Genomic DNA, 19,970 nt, shown 5'->3' with positions numbered 1-19,970 from the left:
TTACAGAACTCACGCACAAAGATTGGTAGTGGAGTTTGGAAACATTTTTACTTCCCTGCCAAAGAGACATTTTTAGCGGCTGTAGAAACACCACCATTTAAACTACGGAAATATAGTCCTCCGACGGTTAGCAAAAATACAATATATCCTACTGCTTCCACAACATAAAGATGTTGTCTGTAACCAAATAAGGATTTGAGAATAATCCCAGGAAATTGCTCATCTGGCAAAATATTAGAAGTATTCCAAACCATTGGCCCTAAAATGCAAGAGTGAATTTTGGTAAAGTGTTCATAGTAAAAACACAGGTTTTCTGTAGCACGACTGCTAAGAGCTAAGTTAGCTACAGCTTCGTCAAAGTGTTTTAATGCAGAAACTACTAATCCAGCAACAATCAACACCAATAAAACGCCCATAACTTGGAAAAACTGGCGGATGTTGATTTTGACCCCTAATTTAAATAACAATACGCCAATTCCTGCGGCTACTAGCAAACCACCCAACGCGCCAATTGTCGGAATTAGACCTTGCTGAAAATTAGCAGCAATGAACAGCACGGTTTCAAAGCCTTCTCGGACTACAGCCACTAAAATTAAGCTGAAAACGCCCCAACCAGCATTTGCTTTTTGTGTAAGTGCTTCTGTAACAGCACCTTCAACTTGGGCTTTCATAAATCTGGCTTGTTTAGTCATCCAGATTAGCATCCAACTGAGCATAGCGATCGCCAGCACACTAAATACACCTTCTAGTGTTGGTTCAACTACGGAGGTATATTGAGGATTAATTTTTCCTAGTGCTTGAATTAATACACTAAACAGCACACCTATCAATGCGCTGACGATAATACCAACACCAACACCAGCGTACACCCAAGAATTCAATCGAGATTGTTTGGCTTTTTTTAACAAAGCCAAGACTATACCAACAACTAAGGCCGCTTCTACCCCTTCACGGAGCGTAATTACAAAAGTAGGTAAGGCAGTGCTAAAATTCATTGTTCTGAGTCCAAAGTCAACAGTCTAAAGGCAATAGTCCAAAGTCAAGAGTTTTTTTCCCTTGACTATTGACTATTGACCATTAACAATTAGCTAAAATCTCGGAGCATTTTCTTTAATTCGAGATTATGCATTTCTTCTTGTCCAATCATCCCACGAGCGAATTCTTCTAAGTAAACGCTGGCATTAGTAACAGTATCCAAGAGGGACTTGTATAATTCCAATGCTTTCCTTTCATGGGATAAGCTTTCTGCCAAAATGTCTTTGACAGAATGCTTATAAGTTTCTTCCATCGGTGCAATTCTGAGAGTGGGATGGCCATCTAAACCTGTGAGAATTTCCCCGACTTGCTGGGCATGAAGTAGAGATTCACTCGCCTGCGCTTTGAAGAATGCCACAATGGGAATCCGGTTAGGGCCAGTCACCATCAAGGAATAATGTGTATATCGTACTACTCCTGCTAACTCAAATTCCATGATGGTGTTCAGGAGTTCTATTGTCTTTTTCTGGTCAAGCTCTTGCATCAGTTGTTCAGTTCAGCAAAATATAAATGGAGTGTCATGAGTAATCCATTAAAAACGAAGCATAATCAGAGCTTCACTTTTAACACCTAATTATTTCCTGACTTCTCACCCATTTTAAACTTGTAACTCTGTACTTTCTGTTAGTTTCGAGTCTATCGTTGTGCTTGCGTGTTTGATTTATCAATAGCTATTTGAGAGTTTTGCTCAATAGTTTTTATCAGTTTCGTTACGTCCTCAGGGGTTTTAACTGGTGTAGCAGGAGGAATAGCACTGGGCCAGACTTTCGTTAGTTCAGTCAGACTAGCTTCAATGGCTTTGTGTGCTTCGGGGCTATTTTGAGCTACTTGGCTAGAAACAGCTTTGTATAATTCGTTGGCATAAACGACGAAGCCGCGAGAGTCTTGATATTCGATGGCTGCGGCTATTTTACCATCAGCGATCGCTGCCCCATACTCAGAGTTAGCAGCATCTAACAATCCATTAATTACCTGTAGCACAAACCCTGGCTTCGTGCGTTGGGCTTCTGGTAAAGCGGCGATCGCGCCATCCACAGATTGCACAGAACTGGTAAAATCTGTTTTAACTTTGGCATTCTTCGGGTTAGATTTGACTAAATCTTGCAAACTCACCAAAGTTGTCTTAAATTCTTTTACTTTACGCTCATTTAGTTGATCTTCTACATCAACATAGATTTCTTCAACTGGATGCCCAATATGAGGTTCTGCTTGTTTTGGTTGATTTTGATCTAACAGTTCCTTTGCTACCAAAAGATGTCCTTTCATCAAGCCTAACTTTGTCATGTAATCAACATCTTTGGCTTCACCCGTTAGCACAACTTCCTGAACAGTTACTTGGTCTTTGATTTGGTCAAACTGTTCTTGAGTAATTACTTTTTTGTTAACTAAATCTTCTGGACTAGCATAGGGACGGCTAGCCTGAATTTTGTTTGATAAGGCTGGCACACCTAGTTTGGCTTCAAACTTATCTAACTCTGACAAGATAGCAGTATTGATATTAATTTTGGCTTTGCTACTATGTCCAGCGTGAGTTGTAGCTTCTGTAACTTGGGCTGTTGAGGTGGAGTTAGCACTTGGTGTAGCTGGATTTTCTGCGGTTGGTGTGCTGTTACAAGCACTCAAACTAACAAGTACCGCAGTAGCAATAGATAAACATACATATCGAAATTTTTTCATTTTTGCTCCGATCAGCAGTTGATATAACCTAGGGTTGTAAATTTTGCTATGCTCATTTTGCAGGTAATGCAATACTTTTGCAACTACCTATAAAATCTGTGATTATATTTTTATATTTTTTTCAATATAATTGAGACTCAAAGCCATTAAAATTACTATTTATTGTCTCTCTGAAAGATATTGACTGAGTTATCCCGGCTAAGACTTTTTAAAAGAATTTTGAGAAGAATTATCAGCTATCACTTCAAATTGTCCCATGCAACCATTTTCGGCGATCGCATCTTGGTGAGGATGGAACATATACTTACCTGGATAGCGAAAAGCGAATTCTAAAATGTGCCGTTCCGCGACACCCATAGTGATGACATCGGTTTTGTGGCTAGGTGTCAGCGTCATACCAGTAGGATAAACATCAAAGAAGTTGGCGTGTAAGTGAAAAGTCACTGCGGGATCATATTCAATGATGTTGAGGACATACAGCCGAATCAACTGATTTTGATAAATGGGAATGGAATTATCCATGTAGTAATGTGGTAATCCATTGAAGGCGTAATATTCATTACGGCTATCATCGTTAATGTCATACCCAGCCATCACCAGTACTATTTCATCGGCTGGGGGGCGCGGCTTGGGAGGGTCGATAATAAACATTCCATATAAACCCTTGGCAATATGGCGAGTAACTGGTTCAACATGGCAGTGGTATAAATGAACCCCATAGGGTTCTGCATCAAACTCATATATTGCAGCACTACCGTTGCTGACTGGACGAATACCATCCATACCAGCAGGATGAATACCATGAAAATGTAGAGAGTGGGAATGCCCTGCTTTATTGAGAAATAGTATCCTTACACGTTCACCCTGTTTTGCCCTTAGCGTTGGCCCTGGTATCCGACCATTTAAATCCCAGACGTTGTAGGAAACAGCACTATTGAGTTGAATTACAGATGTACCCGCAGTTAACTGAAATTCTCTAATGGTACGTCCATTTTCCTGCTTGACTGTTCCATAATCAAAATTTCGCAGCATCTGCATAGGATTAGCAACTTGTTTCGTTGCGTCCATCTCCAGAGGCGGTACTTTAACCATTGACTTGCTTTGTGCATTTAGGGTATGCCAAAGTGCCGCCGTACCTGCAACCCCAGCACTACATATACCTAATCTCAGTAACTGACGACGACTTAACAGTTCCTCTTTACCGAGAACAAAGTTATTGGGCATCACCTTACAATTAAAGTTGGCACAAAAAAAGTTGCAAAATATTTGCAACTACAGTCACTTATATTATAAGAAGTAAGAATTATTAGCAATAATGTTTAATAATTATCTAACATCTATCTATGGTAATAGATTAGATAAACCATTGGTGTGAGATCTTTACTCACGCAAAGGGAGCGATCGCTCTACCATTGAGCAAAACAGGGTGTAGGGTGCAGGTATGGGGTATAAGGGTAAGGAGAAAATTGTATTTTTTTAACACCCCGCCCCGTAGCCAACTGGGTTCAAGCCCCCACTAATTTTCCCCTACACCCCACACCCTTCTTCTTGACGTTAATACAAAGCCTTCACCCACTGCCATTCCTGGGACAAACCCTCCGGTAGAGAAATTTGTGGGTCATAGCCTAAAATTTGTTTTGCCTTCGTGACATCCGCAGCAGTGTGACGCGCATCTCCCATTGCTTTGTCGATGTAGTTTTTGTTGATAGGCTTACCAACAATTTCTGACATTGTTTCTAAAACTTCTGCTAAAACTACCCTGCTACCACCACCAATGTTAAAAATTTCGCCCACAGCTTCCGGTACAGTGGCGGCGGCTAAATTGGCAGCGACAACATCGCTTACAAATGTAAAGTCTCGTGTTTGTTGCCCATCGCCATAAATAGAAATTGCTTCATCTTGCAACACAGCTTTGTAAAACTTATGAAATGCCATATCTGGGCGTTGTCTAGGGCCATAAACGGTGAAATAGCGTAATGAGACAACTGGCACACCAAAGTTTTTATAATACAGACTACACATCCGCTCGGCTGCTAACTTAGTGATCCCATAAGGAGACACAGGTTGAGGAATAATGCTCTCATGGGTTGGTAAAGTTTCAGCGTCACCGTAGACGCTAGATGTTGAAGCATATACTAATCTTTTCAGGTTTTTAGCGTCTTTAGCTGCTTCTAACAACACTTGTGTAGCATTAATATTACGTTCAGTATAAGCACGAAAACCTTTACCCCAACTAGCTCTTACTCCTGCTTGTGCAGCTTGATGGTAAATAATCTCAACATCTTGGAGTAATGTTTGCCAAGCTAAAAACTGAATATCCCCTTCAATTAAAGTAAAACTGGGCCAGCAGTTTAAATAGGCAATATTCTTACGCTTCAACATCGGATCGTAATAATCATTGAATTCATCAATGCCAATTACTTCTTCTCCTTGCTGTAACAGTAATTCTGCAATGTGAGAACCAATAAATCCTGCTGCTCCCGTAACGATAATTTTAGGCATACGCTTTCTCTTCCTAGTTTTATTTATAATTCTCTAATAGCTATATTCACAGGTTAATAATTATATAAAATAAATGACATTATTTACTGGTCATTTATAAATTAACTACTTCTATACCGAACAATTCATTATTAATAGTTTCAAAAAATACTAACATCGAAAATGATTTGAGTGTATTTATTGATGTTTATTAAAAATAATAACAACATTATTTATATAATAATTAAAATATTTTTAAAACAATAATTCAGGAATAAAGAAGTAGTTAAATCAAAATTAAAAATAACTATATAAATATGGTTTATTTAATTAAACTACTTGTGTAGTAAGTGAATAAACAACAGCAAAGAAGGCAAGTAACAATGTCTTGATGCTTTTTAAAATTAAGTAAGAAAAGTTTTTTTGCTGCTGATGAAATTAATATTTAGCTGTTGATTAATACATTAGGGGCTTGCATCAGTGCCAAAATTGATGAAAAATTGATCCGCGAGCCGCCCTAGGGTATTCTCGTGTCGCAAAAGACGCAAGAGGAAATCAGTGAAAGTTTTAGTTGTCGGTAATGGCGGGCGTGAACACGCTCTGGCATGGAAATTGTTGCAATCTACCCAAATTGAGCAAGTTGTCTGTGTACCGGGGAATGGTGGCACAGCTAGTATGGCGCGTTGCCAGAACTTGCCCTTAGCAGTAGATGATTTTGAGGGTATAAGCAGCTACGCGCTAGAAAACGGCATTTCTTTGGTTGTAGTTGGGCCAGAAGTGCCTTTGGCAAAGGGAATTACAGACTACTTGCAAGCCAAGGGAATGAAAGTATTTGGCCCTAACAGGGCTGGAGCGCAAATAGAAGCCAGTAAAGCTTGGGCTAAATCCCTGATGCTAGAAGCCGGAATCCCTACAGCTAAGGCGGCGGTATTTACAGAAGCAGCCGCAGCTAAATCTTATGTGCAAGCCCAAGGTGCGCCAATAGTGGTAAAAGCTGATGGCTTGGCAGCAGGTAAGGGTGTAACGGTTGCTGAGACGGTGGAACAGGCAGAGAACGCCATTGATACAATTTTTCAAGGGCAGTTTGGTAGTGCGGGTGAGTTTGTTGTTATTGAAGAATGCTTGCAGGGACAAGAAGTTTCCGTTTTAGCCTTGACTGATGGGTTAACAATTCGCCCCTTGCTACCAGCCCAAGATCATAAACGCGTTGGGGAAGGGGATACGGGCGAAAATACTGGCGGGATGGGTGCTTATGCCCCAGCACCAATAGCTACACCAGAACTGATGGCAAGGGTGCAAACAGATGTGTTAGAAAAAGCGATCGCCACCCTAAAATCCAAGGGCATAGACTACCGTGGTGTACTCTACGCTGGGTTGATGATTACACCCGATGGCAACTTTAAGGTACTAGAATTTAACTGTCGTTTTGGCGATCCTGAAACTCAGGTGATTTTGCCACTGTTAGCCACACCCTTGGAAGAATTAATTCTGGCTTGTGTTGAACAGCGTTTAGGAGAAATGCCCCCCATCGCTTGGCATAGTGGTGCAGCAGCTACCGTAGTGGCGGCTTCTGGTGGTTATCCGGGGGATTATGAGAAAGGGAAGGTGATTACTGGCATTAGCGAAGCCGAAGCAGCTGGAGTCACCGTCTTCCATGCAGGGACAAAATTGAACAACCAACAGCAAATCGTCACTGATGGGGGACGGGTGTTAAATGTCACCGGAACTGGAGAGAATTTTCAACAAGCGATCGCTCAAGCCTACACAGGGCTGAAATCTATCCAGTTTGAAGGAATATATTATAGGAAAGACATTGGTTATCGAGTGCTAAGTGCTGAGTAAATAGTATTAACCTCTAGCCTCTAGCCTAAGCACCTCTAATTCCTACCATGTTCACCTAATTAACTGTTAATTTTTTAGTTGTTGGGGTTTATAACCAAAACTACTAACAACTCTATTTACAATGCTGGCTTTGTTCAAGACAATCCGAGAAGCGATCGCCCATTGGTGGTCAGATTTCACCCTCCAAACTAAGCTTCTAGCTGTTGCCACTTTGGTGGTTTCTTTGGTGATGAGTGGTCTGACTTTCTGGGCTGTGAATACAATTCAGCAAGATGCCCGTCTCAACGACACCCGCTTTGGTCGGGACTTGGGACTGCTGCTTGCTGCTAACGTTACCCCCCTCATTGCAGAAAATAATCTCACTGAGGTTGCCCAATTTTCCCAAAGGTTTTACAGCAGTACCTCTAGTGTGAGGTATATGCTTTACGCTGATGAAACTGGAAAAATCTTTTTTGGGATTCCGTTTTGGGAACCCGAAGTAGAAAACTCTTTGTTGACTATTGAACGGCGAATACAACTACCAGAAGAATATCCTGGTGATGATGATAAGCCAATGGTGCGGCAACACATGACCCCAGATGGAGCCGTTACCGATGTATTTGTGCCGTTAGTGGTCAATCAAAAATACCTGGGTGTGTTGGCTATTGGGATTAATCCCAACCAGACAGCAGTTATTTCTACCAATTTCACCCGCGATGTTACCATTGCCGTATTTATCACAATTTGGGTAATGGTGATTTTGGCAGGTGTAATTAACGCTTTAACCATTACCAAGCCGATTAAAGAATTGCTGGTCGGAGTGAAACAAATCGCCACCGGAAATTTCAAGCAGCGCATTAACTTACCCCTAGGAGGAGAACTAGGAGAGTTAATTCTCAGCTTTAATGATATGGCAGAGCGTCTAGAAAGCTATGAAGAACAAAATATTGAAGAATTAACAGCAGAAAAAGCCAAATTAGAAACTTTAGTTTCTACCATTGCCGATGGTGCGGTGTTGATTGACAACAATATGCAAGTAATTTTAGTCAACCCCACAGCCCGCAGAATTTTTGGCTGGGAAGGCAATGATGTAGTAGGTAGCAATGTTTTACATCAATTACCCCCAGCAGTACAAATGGAAATTACTCGCCCTTTGTATGAAATGGCCGCAGGTGAATGCGAAAGTGCGGAGTTTCGCATTCATCTGAATCAACCAACTAAGCGGACTGTGCGAATTTTGTTGACTACAGTTCTTAACTTGCAACGCGAAAGTATTAAAGGCATTGCGATCACTGTGCAAGATATCACGCGGGAAGTAGAACTTAACGAAGCTAAAGGCCAATTTATCAGCAACGTTTCTCATGAACTGCGGACACCACTATTTAATATCAAATCTTTTATTGAAACTTTGCATGACTACGGCGAAGATTTAAGTGTAGACCAACGACAAGATTTTCTGAAAACTGTTAACCATGAAACCGATCGCCTGACTCGCTTGGTTAACGATGTTTTAGACTTATCTAAGTTGGAATCTGGTCGTAGTTACAACTTTGATGGCGTAGATCTTTCCCAAGCCATTGAACAGACATTACGAACTTATCAACTCAACGCCAAAGATAAAGGTATAGAACTTCTGCAAGAAGTTGCCCCGAATTTACCACTAGTTAAAGGTAACTATGATTTGTTACTGCAAGTATTAGCTAATTTGGTAGGTAATGCCCTGAAATTTACGAAAGCTGGCGGCAAAGTCGCCATCCGTGCTTATCAATTAGCTCCTAAATCTAGCCCTCACAACCCGTCTGGGCAAGTGCGAATCGAAGTTTCTGATACTGGCATTGGCATCGCCTCAGAAGACCAACAGGCAATTTTTGACCGCTTCTTCCGTGTAGAAAACCGAGTTCATACTTTAGAAGGTACAGGTTTGGGTTTATCGATTGTCAGGAATATCGTGGAAAGACATGGAAGTAAGGTTCATTTAATTAGTGAAGTGGGAGTTGGTACAACTTTTTGGTTTGATTTAGGTTTGTTTGAGTAAACAATCCATTTGAGATTTTATATCGAACCACATAGATGCAGAGAACACAGAGGAGTAAGACTTTTAAAGAATTATTCGTAATTTAGGTCTAACATTGGTAGTTTAAGTTGTTGCTAAAGCGATGATTAAACAAATAACTAATAAACCTAAAAACAATAGCAAACCTTGATTGCGTTTTATCCAGCTTTTTACAGTTATTTCATAACTGTTGTTATGAAGTTGCTGTTGTTGCTGTAATTTGTGTTCTTCTATATTTTGATAAAGGGTACAATCTTTGGCGTAGGGACGCTGCGGAAAGTTACAGGTATCATCAATATGGTAAGTGCAGCGATCGCACAAATATTCATCCCCAGTAGCACGGTGTAATGGTATACCAGGATGACCAAAGGCTTTCAGGGTTGTCCGGCAATGGGGACAAGTAATAGCCTGGCTATCAACTGATTGATGGCAGCGCGGACAAGATACAGTAGCCACAACTTGACTGCAAATAAGTAAACATCCTGATTTTAACGAAACTCTAATTTCTCGTCTGAACTTATATAGCAATAGCCCTAAAAGACTCTTAACTCTGTCAAAAAGAAGGGTGTGGGGTGTAGGGGGTAGGGTGCAGGGGAGAAGACGGCATTGGTCGGGGCTTAAAAGCTTGCATAGTGCAATCGTCCTAAAGTACGGGGCGTATGTTTCCCACCCTTCATTGGGCTTTCTCTACACCCTACACCCCGCCCCAACGGGGCTTGCTCACCTCTTCCGTGCTATAGATAGTTTCTGTATCCTCCTGATTACGGTAAAGTTGCAAAAGAATGTGCATCTCAGCCAGGAGGAAAGAGTCGTGAAAGCAGTTTTAATGACAGCAGCAGGTAGTCCTGAAGTTCTGCAATTACAGGATGTACCAACCCCCAGCATTCCTTTAGATAACACTCAAATTTTAGTCCGCTTGGTAGCTGCTGGCATTAATCCGATTGATACTAAACTTCGCAAACGCGGTACTTTCTATCCCGATCAAATGCCTGCAATTTTGGGCTGTGATGGTGCAGGTGTTGTGGAAGCTGTGGGTGCTGGGGTGCAGAAATTTCGTCCGGGAGACGCAGTATATTTTTGCTATGGTGGCTTAGGCGGACATCAAGGTAATTATGCAGAATATACGGTTGTGGATGAGCGATTTGTCGCGCCTAAACCAAAATCTGTATCTTTTGCAGAAGCTGCTGCTGCACCGTTAGTATTAATTACTGCTTGGGAAGCTTTATATGAACGGGGAAGATTAGAACCTGAGGAAAAGGTGCTGATTCATGCTGGTGCTGGTGGTGTTGGCCATGTAGCGATTCAGTTGGCGAAACTTAAGGGTGCGACTGTCGCCACTACGGTAAGTTCTCAAGAAAAGGCAGATTTTGTTCAACAATTGGGTGCAGATTACCCAATTTTTTATAAACAAACAGATTTTGTGCAAGCCACTTTAGATTGGACTGGCGGTGAAGGTGTAGATTTAGCTTTTGATACTGTTGGCGGGGAAACTTTTGCTAAAACGTTCCCGGCGGTACGGGTGTATGGCGATATTGTGACGATTCTGGAACCTGATGCGAATACTGTTTGGAAAGTTGCCAGAAATCGTAATCTTCGCATCGGTTTAGAGTTAATGCTGACTCCGATGTTGTTGGGGTTGGATGAAAGTCTTCAGCACCATGCGGAAATTTTAGAACAGTGTGGTCAGTGGATGGATGAAGGGAAGTTAAAAATTCAGGTTAATCATCAGTTTGCTTTAAAGGATGCGGCGAAGGCGCATGAACTAATTGAGACTGGTGCGATCGCAGGTAAAATTGTGCTGCTGATTAGTAATGAATGATTTTTAAAGCAAAGGTACACGGAGGTAGTGAGGTGAAAAGGCAGAATGCAAAATTAGATACATAAAGTTTATACATCCTGCCTTCTACCTCAAAACCTAACTATCTTTCTCTAGTTAGAGGACAAAAATTATTCAAAAGATAGAAGAAAAATTTATTTTAAATTTATAAGCTAATAATACAAGTTAATTAGTTTATTAATTTGATTTTAAAACTAAATTTTAAACACATTTGGTTACAACTAAGCAGGTTGTAGCCAAATAAATATATTCCTGAAATTTTTAACTGTGAAGAAATGGAGAGTATTGATTGTGAATATAAATTACAAAAATTATGGTATTTGGGTACAAAAGCTGAGTGGGGCAAAAGGTGCGCTCGCTTTAGCTTTAATCACAATCCTCCTTCCTGGGTGCGGCTATGGCGAACCACAGGCTATTACTCCAGCAACACAACAACAATTAAAAAACCAAGTGAGTAGAGAAGTAGTAGATGATGAAGTTGAAGAAGTAAAAGATAAAACAGACCAACTTATTGGTAAAAACGTCACTATTAGAACTAAACCAATTAGATTAATTGGCCCTACAAGTTTTACTGTAAGGGACGAAAAATTAATTGAGGATAAAGATATTTTAATTATTAATGCTACTGGGCAACCTTTTACATTGCCGAGTACAAATGAAATACCAATTCAAATCACTGGACAAGTTCGCAGATTTGATTTAGCACAAGTTAATCAAGATTATAATTTAGACTTGCAACCAGACTATTACAGAAACTATAATAACCAACCTGTGATTGTCGCGAAGTCATTAGCTTTATCTCCTGTGCCTGGTGAACTGACTACTAACCCCAGCCAATATTATGGGAAGACGCTAACAGTCACAGGTGAAGTTGAAAATATTAATAGCCCCATCGCCTACACCTTAGATGAAGACAAATTACTAGGTGGCGAAGACTTACTGGTATTACATACACAGCCACAAGTAAAAGTTACGCAGGGTGAGAAAGTAACTGTTACAGGGGTATTGCGTCCAATGGTAATCGCTGATTTACGAAGAGATTATCAACTAAATTGGGATGCAAATTTACAGCAGCAGCTACAAGCAAAGTATCGGAATAAACCTGTATTAGTAGTTCAGTAGAGACGTAGCAATGCTACGTCTCTACAGGGTGGTGTGTGGAATTTAACTTCTCAAGTTAACACCGAATTTTTCTACTAAGGCTTCCCGAACTTTGTTATGTACAGGTTCAACCTCGGCATCGGTGAGGGTGCGATCGCTTGCCCGATATACTAGACGAAAGGCTAAACTTCGTTGTCCTTGAGGGACGTTTTCGCCGCGATATTCATCAAAGATTTCTACAGATTCCAGTAAGCCCTTACCTGCTTTGGTAATGGCTTTTTCAATTTCTGAGACAGAAATTTTCACTGGGGCGAAAAAGGCAATATCGCGATCACTCGCTGGATAAGTAGAATAAGGTTTGAATGTCGGAATCAGAACTTCATCTTGATCTAAAGCATCCAACAGCACATCTAAATCCAACTGAAATAGGTACACTGAGTCTGGTAAGCCTTTGTCTTGGCGCAGTTGGGGATGCAGTTGTCCAAATACACCCAGTCTGTTTCCACCTATCCACAGAGAAGCGGTGCGTCCGGGATGTAAACGCTCATCACGACAATCGGGTTGATATTCTACTTGTATGCCCAATTGCTGAAAGACGCTTTCGAGAATACCTTTGGCTTCAAACCAAGTCATCGGTTGTTCGCGTCCACCTTTTGACCACTTGCCGAGGTTTCTGTCTCCTCCTAAGATACCAGCGATCGCATCAGCTTCTTGCAAACCGTCTTCTTCTTGCCAGAAAATTCGTCCTGTCTCAAAGCCGTTAAGAGAACCGTTACCTTGTTCTAAATTGTATTGAAAAGCATCAATCAACCCAGCAATTAAATCGGTGCGTAATGCCGAATATTCTGTAAATAAGGGGTTACTTAATACTATCTGGCGATCGCTTCCTGGTTTCACCAAAGAATAGTGAATTAATTCTGTTAAACCTTCTGCCCGTAGCGAAGCGCGTAACTTCCGCAGCAATTCTTGGTCTATTGGGAGATAGCCAGCTTCCGATTTGTGGGGTAATGTATCACAGAAATTGTCATAGCCGTAAAGGCGGGCAATTTCTTCAATTAAATCAATTTCCCGTTCTAAGTCGCGGTAACGATAGGGAGGGACAGATACATTCCAAGTGCGTTCTCCCGATGGTGTTAGCTGACATCCCAAGGCGGTTAAAATACGCTCAACATCGCTTGCTTGTAATTCGCCTGTGTCTTCACCTAAATCAATTGGCCCTAGCACCTCATTTACTCTATCTAAACGCAGTGAAATTGAACGACTCCAGGTTGCAGGGTCGGGACGAGTATCGGCAATTTCTTGATGAACAATGACACCGTTAGCTAATTCGCTAATTAAAGCTAAAGCGCGACGACAAGCGATTTCTAATTCTGCGCGGTTCACGCCTCGTTCGTATCTCCCGGAAGCTTCACTGCGTAACCCCACACTCCGGGATGAACGACGAATAGCAACAGAATCAAACAACGCTGCTTCTAAAACTAAGTTTTGCGAACCGTCATGGACTTCGGTTTCTTCTCCCCCCATGACTCCTGCTAAAGCTATAGGTTTATCGTTAGCTGTGATTAACAAATTCTGTGTTGTTAGGGTGCGGGTTTGCCCATCTAAGGTTTTTAGGGTTTCTCCTTGATTAGCAAAACGCACACCGATGAAATTGCCATTACCAGCAACAGCTTGTAAACGGTCTTTGTCAAAGGCGTGTAATGGTTGTCCCCATTCCAACAATACATAGTTAGTAATATCAACTACATTACTAATTGGGCGTACACCCGCAGCCCGCAAGCGTTGTTGCAACCAGTCAGGAGAAGGGGCGATTTTTACCTGTTCAATTACTGTACCAATGTAAGCCGGACAAGCTTGAGTATCGGAAATTTTTAAAGCTAACTTACCTGCATTTTGAGTTACTGCGACTTCCCCAGGTTCAGGAATACTCAGCTTACCACCAGTTAATGCTGCTACTTCCCGTGCTATGCCTACCATACTTAAAGCATCAGCGCGGTTAGCAGTAGCCGTAACATCTAAAATTACATCATCTAAACCCAACAACGGGCGGACATCACTACCCACTGGCAGATTTTCCCCAGGAAAAATATGAATTCCGTCAACATCGCTAGGCAAACCGAGTTCTTTTAAAGAACAAATCATCCCCTGAGAAGGGACACCGCGCAATTTTGCAGGTTTAATTTTTAAATCGATGTTAGGTAAATATGTGCCGACAGTGGCGACTGGGACGTAAATATCTGCCCGGACATTGGATGCACCGCAGACAATATTTAAAGTCTCATCTGCACCGACATCTACTTGACACACACTTAATTTATCAGCGTTGGGGTGGGGTTGACGCTCAAGCACTCTCCCCACAACAACGCCATTTGCCCAAGTGCGGCGGTCTTCAATATCTTCTACCTCAAACCCGGCCATTGTCAGGGTATGAGCTAATTCTTCTGGGCTTAGTTTTACTTCTACTAGTTCCCGCAGCCAGTTCAAAGAAATACGCATGGAGTGTGCTTGTTTTAGGAATCGTCGTTTGCTTCAATTTTAGGGTGTCTGATTGCGATAGCTCATCACTGCATCAGGCTAACCCATTCACTTGAACGATCCTACTACGTTGCACTTAAAAACTATGACTATAAATCTAGATAGTATGAGGTGCGTTAGGCTAACGCCCTAACACACCCTACTGGACTACTTGATTAAATAAAAACCTTCTGCCTTCTGCCTTCTAACCCCTGCCTCCTCTTAGTCATACAACCAAGTATTTGCAGCGAAATCATCTTTGGTTTCTTCTGGCATATTGGGTAGTATGTCTGGTGAAAGGTGAGATTTTCTGTAATCATCTGGTGAACGGTGGGATTTTCTGTAATCAACTACTGGCTTATAACTTTCCTTTGGCTGCTGTTTAACAATACTTGCCTTTGGTTGTTGCAAAGCTTTATTTTCTTCTATTAATTTGGAATTAGCTTCTGCAAGGTGGAGTGCTGTTTTTTTGGTTTCCTCAAGTTCCTTTGTGATGCGTTCTAGCGATGCTTGCTCTGCGGATAAAGTAGATTGTAAATTTTTAATTTGTTTTTGGAGAGCTTTTTCGGTTGCCTGATTTTGTTCTAAAGTTGTTTGTAAATCTTTAATAGTAGCTTCTAAGTCTGCTTTGGTAGGGGTATTACGTTTAGCAGATGTTTCTGTTACTGAGTCTTCTTCTGTTGCAGTTGTTTGTTCAACAACTGGCACAGCCGGGACTTCAATTGCACCTTCATCTTTTGCACTGTTTGGTGTTAATTTTTGTGCTTCTTCTTGAATTAAGTCGGAAAGATTTTGTTTCCTAGCCATTATTTTCTCCAATCACGCTGTAGTTCATCAGCCACGCGGCGGTAGTCTGATTCCGCCTCCCAAGCATTCTTTCCTCGCCATTGATTAATTGCTACACCCTCTAGTGCGGCTCGTTCGTGAGCTTTATAGGTACGGATGAAGCCTTTGCAAACAGGAATCCCTAGCTTTTGGATAGTGTTTTGCGCTTCCATAGCTTCACCAATACTCCGCGCATCGACTTTAGTTAAGAGTACACGATGGGGAACTCCTGTAGGGACGACTGCTGATTTAACTGTGTCAATGAGAACAGCTAGATCCATTGCGGCTGGGGGTGTAGGTAAAACTATATAATCTGCGATCGCTACTACTGTTGCTAATGCTTCAGAGTGCAGCGCCGGAGGCGTATCTACTACAACTAAATCGTAACCTTTTATTTTGCGTAAATTTCCTAAAAGTTGAGGATCTGTCTCTTGGGATAAATCAAATCCCATGTCTTTATCATTGCGTCCAAACCACCAGCTGGCAGAACCTTGAATATCTGCATCTACCAGCAGCACTTTCTTTTGCTTGGCAAACTGTGCAGCTAAATTAATTGAGGTAGTCGTTTTGCCGACTCCTCCTTTACCGTTGAGGATAGCGACGATTTTTGGCACTTCTTATACAATTTTGGATTTTGGATTTTAGATTTGGGATGGGAAATTGCTTTCAGTGTATGGCTTCTATAAATCCATTTGTCGCATTCTTGTTTAAATTGCTTTGGCTTTTTATTCCTGCCATACAAAAATATACCGCTTTGCGTGGCCCACAGTCACAGAAAAACTCGCAACAATAAAAATGAGTAATTCTTAACTCTTGCAAGATTATATGACAGTCACTTACAGTTTGCCTGATGGGCCAAGAGTTCCTTACTGGCGAAGAGTAATTAAGTTTATTGCTCAACCAATAGAGTATGTCGAAGATTTTGCCCAAGTTTACGGCGACAACTTCACGATTTGGGGAAACAGGGAAAACCAATTAGTTTATTTCAGCCATCCCCAAGCACTAGAAGAAATTTTTACGGCTGATCCCAGTTATTTTGAGGCTGGTAGAGGAAACCAAAGTTTAAGATTTTTGCTTGGTGATAATTCGCTCATTTTACTAGATGGCGATCGCCACCAACGCCAAAGGCAATTACTCACGCCGCCTTTTCATGGCGAGAGAATGCGCGCTTATGGTCAAACTATCCAGGACATCACCCAACAAGTTAGCAATGAGTGGGTGATAGGTAAGCCCTTCAATATCCGCGCCTCTATGCAAGAAATCACGATGCGTGTCATCTTGCGAGTCGTGTTTGGTGTAGATGAAGGAACAACGTTTCAACAACTGCGCCAATTACTAACTTCTGTGTTAGAAATCATGGGTTCGCCTTTGATGTCTGCTGCTATTATTTTTCGCTTTCTGCAAAAAGATTGGGGTGCATGGAGTCCTTGGGGTAAGGTTACACGCCAACTAAAACAAATTGATCACCTAATTTATGGCTTAATTCAAGAACGCCGGGCTGAATCTGGGCAGCATCGCCAAGATATCCTGAGTTTATTGATTTCTGCCCGTTATGATGACGGTCAGCCAATGTCCGATGCCCAATTACGCGATGAGTTAATGACAATGTTGGTTGCAGGACATGAAACTACCGCTTCTGCATTAACTTGGGCTTTTTATTGGCTTGACCGGTTACCAGAAGTCCGCGAAAAGTTACTCCAAGAATTGCATACCCTAGGAGTTAACCCAGAACCAACTCAGATTGCCAAATTACCTTATTTAACAGCAGTTTGCCAAGAAACTTTGCGGATATATCCAATTGTACCGACTGCTTTTTTTAGAGTAGCCAAATCACCAATTGAAATTATGGGTTACAAGTTACCCAAAGGAACACTCATCATCCCTAGTATTTATTTAGCGCACCATCGAGAAGAAGTTTACCCACAGCCGAACTTATTCCAACCAGAACGCTTTTTAGAAAGGCAATTCTCCCCATACGAATATATACCTTTTGGTGGTGGAAATCGCCGTTGTATTGGTTTGGCGTTTGCCCAATATGAAATGAAAATTGCTTTAGCAACTATTCTGTCTCAGTTTCAGTTGTCTTTAGTTAAAAAACGCCCTGTGCGGCCTGTGCGTCGTGGTTTAACTTTAGCTGCGCCAGCCGGAATGCGGATAGTAGCAACACCGCAAGTTAAGCAATCAAGCTAAACAGACAAAAAACGCCAAGAATCAATCAGAAACTTGGCGTAAAGCAATTTGCATGAAGATCACGGAAAGAAACTTAACTTGTCAAATTTAAGCAAGATGGCGGTAACTACTAAACGGTAAGCCAGTCCTTTGCTTAACTTCAATCATTGATTTGTACTCGCCTCGGAGTTCTCTTTCGGCTACAATTTTTTGGGCGATCGCTGCATCTAATCCAAACGCAATTAATTCTGAGGTTGAGTATGTATTTAACCGTCTCCAAGAAAAATCAGCTTCTTTTTTGTAGTTGTAACTGAACGTAATAAGTAAGGAAATACGCTGTATGTGTTTTTCTGGTATCCCGGCAATTTCTATTAACTCTTCTTCGTGCGTAAAGATATATCCCTCATTCAGCAGTGATTCAATATTATTCGCATAAACTATAGGTAGTCCCAAACAATTTACCAGTTCATGTTTAGAGCAATTGTTAATATCTAACTTTTCTCTATTAACAGCAATTAAATTGGCTAGTTTATTATCTTCTGGCAGCATCAAATTTTTGGGATAAGTTTTGATTAAAAAACTTTTTTTAAGGTAAACAGCACTAGCAATTTGAGATAACCAGATTACAGTCAATACAGAATCATTGCTAGAGAGAAAAAAAGCTATTCCAGTTAGACCAAGACCTAGCATAATCCAAATCTTAGTTCTAGATTTGTAACCTGCATAAGCAATAGATAATCCCCCAAATATGGGGATAACTGAAAACCATACCCAAGCAGGAGTTTGTTTAAACCAAGAATTAGCTTGTGACACTGCGATAAATGAAGTTTATAATTTTTCCTATATATTTTTCAAAAGTTTTTGCCGCTTTTCTTCATATTCTTCGGCGGTAATTACACCAGAATCATACAGATTTTTTAAATCAGCTAAGGCACTAGTTGTATCCTTTACGGAGCCTCCTGTACTTGACCTACCTTGGTTAAACTTAGTATCAAAATCTTCATCTTTCATGCAAATGAGTATGAATAACTCGACAAAAGCAATTATTGCTGGAATCAAAGTCCAGCAAAACAATAAATATAGTATGCCTGCTACATTTTGCCCTAAATAAAATTTATGGATGCCTATTCCACCACCAAAAAAACAAAGTAAGATTGCTGTAGTTTTCGTTTTCATTAATTCTCCTTACATTTTTATTTACAACTCTTCATTTTGAAGGCAACAATTATGTTTTTTTATTCATTAAATAAATCAAAAGTGTACATAATTGGCATTCCATTAATGTGAGATAGCCCTTAATCAAATAGTTAAATTCTAACTGGGAATTAAAATAAAATATCAAGCCGCCAAGGGCAATATAAGGTAATAGGCGTAGCCGATTAAATTGAAATTTTGGACTATTCAAAATCTGCATCAATTTTTTGATGATTTTAACAATAGTTGCTTTGCTATAAATAATCAGTAAATCAACTCAGCAACATCGTGATTATTCAAAGGTGATTTTATGGCGTAAATCTCATAGTTGCCACGATAAATTTACGGAAATAGGTTTAAACCTGAAATAATACTTCCGTAGAGTTTCTGAAGACTAGTTTTAAGACTGCAATCTGCCAGATTATTGAGTTGTGTTTATTATTTAATCAAATTAATGTTACTGAGTGCGACTGGCCAGATTCCCAACTTCATTTTTATGTCTCGTTACGCTTTAAAATTTATGAGCAAAATCACCAAATAAAAAATTGATTTGCAAAATAAAATTACATATTTTTTTAATTGGCTGTTGACTGCTCATCGTCAAACACTAGCAAACCTTATGAGTATTATAAACTTTTCTAAAGTTAAATATATATTAATGTTTTTAAGATATAAGTTTATTTAAATTAATGTTCAGAATCTAATTCTGTACTAGTTAGCATAAATAGCATTCAATTTGTTTGCAATTTCTAACAAAGCTATAGAAACCATTGACAGTCAATTTAGAGGTTAAATAAAATACAAATGGATGTGGATTATAGCTAATAGCAAAAGCTGCATAATTCTTGGTTGAGAGAATAAAAATCAGCAACACATAAGAATTAGGATAAAACTCATGAAAGCTAAAATTACTGCTGCTTTGGCAATTGTGGCAGCTGTTGTCAGCTTAGAAAACCCAGTTTTAGCTCAGTCAACAAACGCTCCTAGCGTTAATAGACAAAACTATAAAGTTACTAGTGATTCTCTAGAAGGAATTGGTGACAGAACAGCCCAAGAGGACTTCAACAAGTTCTTTGAGGGTGGAAAATCAACCAATATCTCTAACAATAATCAAAGAAATCAATTACCCTCAAATGGATTGCGCTTAAACCAATCCTTATCATTGCCTAGCACTCCCATTTTATTACAGCCGGCTCAGTCTACAGATAGCAACGATGGAGTACAGGTGCAGTTAGATTTGGGGAGTTAAGTCAGACAAAAGCA

17 protein-coding genes are annotated in these 19,970 nt (G+C 40.5%); 6 read left to right on the top strand and 11 right to left on the bottom strand.

The features are described 5' to 3' along the window. Window positions 1-47 precede the first annotated feature (47 nt). The 5 genes from H6G76_RS10710 to H6G76_RS10690 all read right to left on the bottom strand — a co-directional run bounded on the left by H6G76_RS10710 (window position 48) and on the right by H6G76_RS10690 (window position 5,214). Window positions 48-995, bottom strand: coding sequence for an FTR1 family protein (locus H6G76_RS10710; RefSeq protein WP_190699550.1), 948 nt, complete (start codon window positions 993-995; stop codon window positions 48-50). A gap of 89 nt (window positions 996-1,084) precedes the next feature. Beyond that, on the bottom strand, window positions 1,085-1,519 hold the full coding sequence (locus tag H6G76_RS10705) for a bacterioferritin (RefSeq protein ID WP_190699547.1): 435 nt from the start codon (window positions 1,517-1,519) through the stop codon (window positions 1,085-1,087). Window positions 1,520-1,671: 152 nt separating this feature from the next. Beyond that, window positions 1,672-2,712 carry a helix-hairpin-helix domain-containing protein gene (locus tag H6G76_RS10700; RefSeq protein WP_190699544.1) on the bottom strand — a complete coding sequence of 347 codons (1,041 nt, stop codon included), beginning with the start codon at window positions 2,710-2,712 and terminating at the stop codon, window positions 1,672-1,674. 198 nt (window positions 2,713-2,910) lie between these two features. Further along, window positions 2,911-3,936, bottom strand: coding sequence for a multicopper oxidase domain-containing protein (locus H6G76_RS10695; RefSeq protein WP_190699540.1), 1,026 nt, complete (start codon window positions 3,934-3,936; stop codon window positions 2,911-2,913). A gap of 330 nt (window positions 3,937-4,266) precedes the next feature. Beyond that, entirely contained in the window at window positions 4,267-5,214 is a 948-nt protein-coding gene (locus H6G76_RS10690; protein ID WP_190699537.1) for an NAD-dependent epimerase/dehydratase family protein, read from the bottom strand. A 537-nt stretch (window positions 5,215-5,751) separates the two neighbouring features. Between H6G76_RS10690 and purD the strand changes: the two genes are divergently transcribed. After that, window positions 5,752-7,035 carry a phosphoribosylamine--glycine ligase gene (gene purD / locus H6G76_RS10685; protein WP_190699535.1) on the top strand — a complete coding sequence of 428 codons (1,284 nt, stop codon included), beginning with the start codon at window positions 5,752-5,754 and terminating at the stop codon, window positions 7,033-7,035. A 121-nt stretch (window positions 7,036-7,156) separates the two neighbouring features. After that, window positions 7,157-9,049 (top strand): two-component system sensor histidine kinase NblS, encoded by a 1,893-nt coding sequence (gene nblS / locus H6G76_RS10680; RefSeq protein ID WP_190699532.1) that lies wholly within the window; start codon window positions 7,157-7,159, stop codon window positions 9,047-9,049. 102 nt (window positions 9,050-9,151) lie between these two features. On the opposite strand, the gene H6G76_RS10675 is transcribed toward nblS, so the two are convergent. Next, window positions 9,152-9,523, bottom strand: a complete 372-nt coding sequence (locus H6G76_RS10675; protein ID WP_190699529.1) for a zinc ribbon domain-containing protein — start codon at window positions 9,521-9,523, stop codon at window positions 9,152-9,154. Between the two features lie 355 nt (window positions 9,524-9,878). On the opposite strand from H6G76_RS10675, the gene H6G76_RS10670 reads away from it, so the two are divergent. Both H6G76_RS10670 and H6G76_RS10665 read left to right on the top strand, forming a co-directional pair. Continuing rightward, window positions 9,879-10,886, top strand: a complete 1,008-nt coding sequence (locus H6G76_RS10670) for a zinc-binding dehydrogenase (protein WP_190699526.1) — start codon at window positions 9,879-9,881, stop codon at window positions 10,884-10,886. 309 nt (window positions 10,887-11,195) lie between these two features. After that, window positions 11,196-12,026, top strand: coding sequence for a hypothetical protein (locus H6G76_RS10665; RefSeq protein ID WP_313934764.1), 831 nt, complete (start codon window positions 11,196-11,198; stop codon window positions 12,024-12,026). A gap of 42 nt (window positions 12,027-12,068) precedes the next feature. Here H6G76_RS10665 and pheT read toward each other — a convergent pair whose 3' ends face one another. The 3 genes from pheT to H6G76_RS10650 all read right to left on the bottom strand — a co-directional run bounded on the left by pheT (window position 12,069) and on the right by H6G76_RS10650 (window position 15,958). Next, window positions 12,069-14,501 (bottom strand): phenylalanine--tRNA ligase subunit beta, encoded by a 2,433-nt coding sequence (gene pheT, locus H6G76_RS10660; RefSeq protein WP_190699523.1) that lies wholly within the window; start codon window positions 14,499-14,501, stop codon window positions 12,069-12,071. A gap of 240 nt (window positions 14,502-14,741) precedes the next feature. Continuing rightward, window positions 14,742-15,326, bottom strand: a complete 585-nt coding sequence (locus tag H6G76_RS10655) for a hypothetical protein (protein ID WP_190699520.1) — start codon at window positions 15,324-15,326, stop codon at window positions 14,742-14,744. Next, window positions 15,326-15,958 carry an AAA family ATPase gene (locus H6G76_RS10650; RefSeq protein WP_190699518.1) on the bottom strand — a complete coding sequence of 211 codons (633 nt, stop codon included), beginning with the start codon at window positions 15,956-15,958 and terminating at the stop codon, window positions 15,326-15,328. Before H6G76_RS10650 ends, H6G76_RS10655 begins: the two co-directional genes overlap by 1 nt. Window positions 15,959-16,169: 211 nt before the next feature. On the opposite strand from H6G76_RS10650, the gene H6G76_RS10645 reads away from it, so the two are divergent. Beyond that, window positions 16,170-17,534, top strand: a complete 1,365-nt coding sequence (locus H6G76_RS10645; protein ID WP_190699516.1) for a cytochrome P450 — start codon at window positions 16,170-16,172, stop codon at window positions 17,532-17,534. Window positions 17,535-17,621: 87 nt separating this feature from the next. Here H6G76_RS10645 and H6G76_RS38020 read toward each other — a convergent pair whose 3' ends face one another. Next, the gene (locus H6G76_RS38020) at window positions 17,622-18,326 is read right to left on the bottom strand and encodes a helix-hairpin-helix domain-containing protein (RefSeq protein ID WP_190699514.1); all 705 of its coding nucleotides are present in this window, start codon (window positions 18,324-18,326) and stop codon (window positions 17,622-17,624) included. Window positions 18,327-18,353: 27 nt separating this feature from the next. Next, on the bottom strand, window positions 18,354-18,689 hold the full coding sequence (locus tag H6G76_RS10635) for an NINE protein (RefSeq protein ID WP_190699512.1): 336 nt from the start codon (window positions 18,687-18,689) through the stop codon (window positions 18,354-18,356). A gap of 913 nt (window positions 18,690-19,602) precedes the next feature. On the opposite strand from H6G76_RS10635, the gene H6G76_RS10630 reads away from it, so the two are divergent. Continuing rightward, window positions 19,603-19,956 carry a hypothetical protein gene (locus H6G76_RS10630; RefSeq protein ID WP_190699511.1) on the top strand — a complete coding sequence of 118 codons (354 nt, stop codon included), beginning with the start codon at window positions 19,603-19,605 and terminating at the stop codon, window positions 19,954-19,956. Window positions 19,957-19,970: the final 14 nt, after the last annotated feature.

Origin of the sequence: Nostoc sp. FACHB-152 (genome assembly GCF_014697475.1) — a bacterium.
Classification (GTDB): Bacteria; Cyanobacteriota; Cyanobacteriia; order Cyanobacteriales; family Nostocaceae; genus Nostoc_B.
The sequence above is the reverse complement of the archived record's forward strand: the minus strand, read 5'-3'. Positions and strand labels throughout refer to the sequence as shown.

What these genes read in the sequence shown, in the direction of transcription:
- H6G76_RS10705 (WP_190699547.1), bottom strand. Translation starts at nt 1,519, where the DNA reads ATGCAAGAGCTTGACCAGAAAAAGACAATAGAACTCCTGAACACCATC.
- H6G76_RS10700 (WP_190699544.1), bottom strand. Translation starts at nt 2,712, where the DNA reads ATGAAAAAATTTCGATATGTATGTTTATCTATTGCTACTGCGGTACTT.
- H6G76_RS10635 (WP_190699512.1), bottom strand. Translation starts at nt 18,689, where the DNA reads ATGAAAACGAAAACTACAGCAATCTTACTTTGTTTTTTTGGTGGTGGA.
- H6G76_RS10630 (WP_190699511.1), top strand. Translation starts at nt 19,603, where the DNA reads ATGAAAGCTAAAATTACTGCTGCTTTGGCAATTGTGGCAGCTGTTGTC.
- H6G76_RS10645 (WP_190699516.1), top strand. Translation starts at nt 16,170, where the DNA reads ATGACAGTCACTTACAGTTTGCCTGATGGGCCAAGAGTTCCTTACTGG.
- H6G76_RS10695 (WP_190699540.1), bottom strand. Translation starts at nt 3,936, where the DNA reads ATGCCCAATAACTTTGTTCTCGGTAAAGAGGAACTGTTAAGTCGTCGT.
- H6G76_RS10655 (WP_190699520.1), bottom strand. Translation starts at nt 15,326, where the DNA reads ATGGCTAGGAAACAAAATCTTTCCGACTTAATTCAAGAAGAAGCACAA.
- nblS (WP_190699532.1), top strand. Translation starts at nt 7,157, where the DNA reads ATGCTGGCTTTGTTCAAGACAATCCGAGAAGCGATCGCCCATTGGTGG.
- pheT (WP_190699523.1), bottom strand. Translation starts at nt 14,501, where the DNA reads ATGCGTATTTCTTTGAACTGGCTGCGGGAACTAGTAGAAGTAAAACTA.
- H6G76_RS10690 (WP_190699537.1), bottom strand. Translation starts at nt 5,214, where the DNA reads ATGCCTAAAATTATCGTTACGGGAGCAGCAGGATTTATTGGTTCTCAC.
- H6G76_RS10710 (WP_190699550.1), bottom strand. Translation starts at nt 995, where the DNA reads ATGAATTTTAGCACTGCCTTACCTACTTTTGTAATTACGCTCCGTGAA.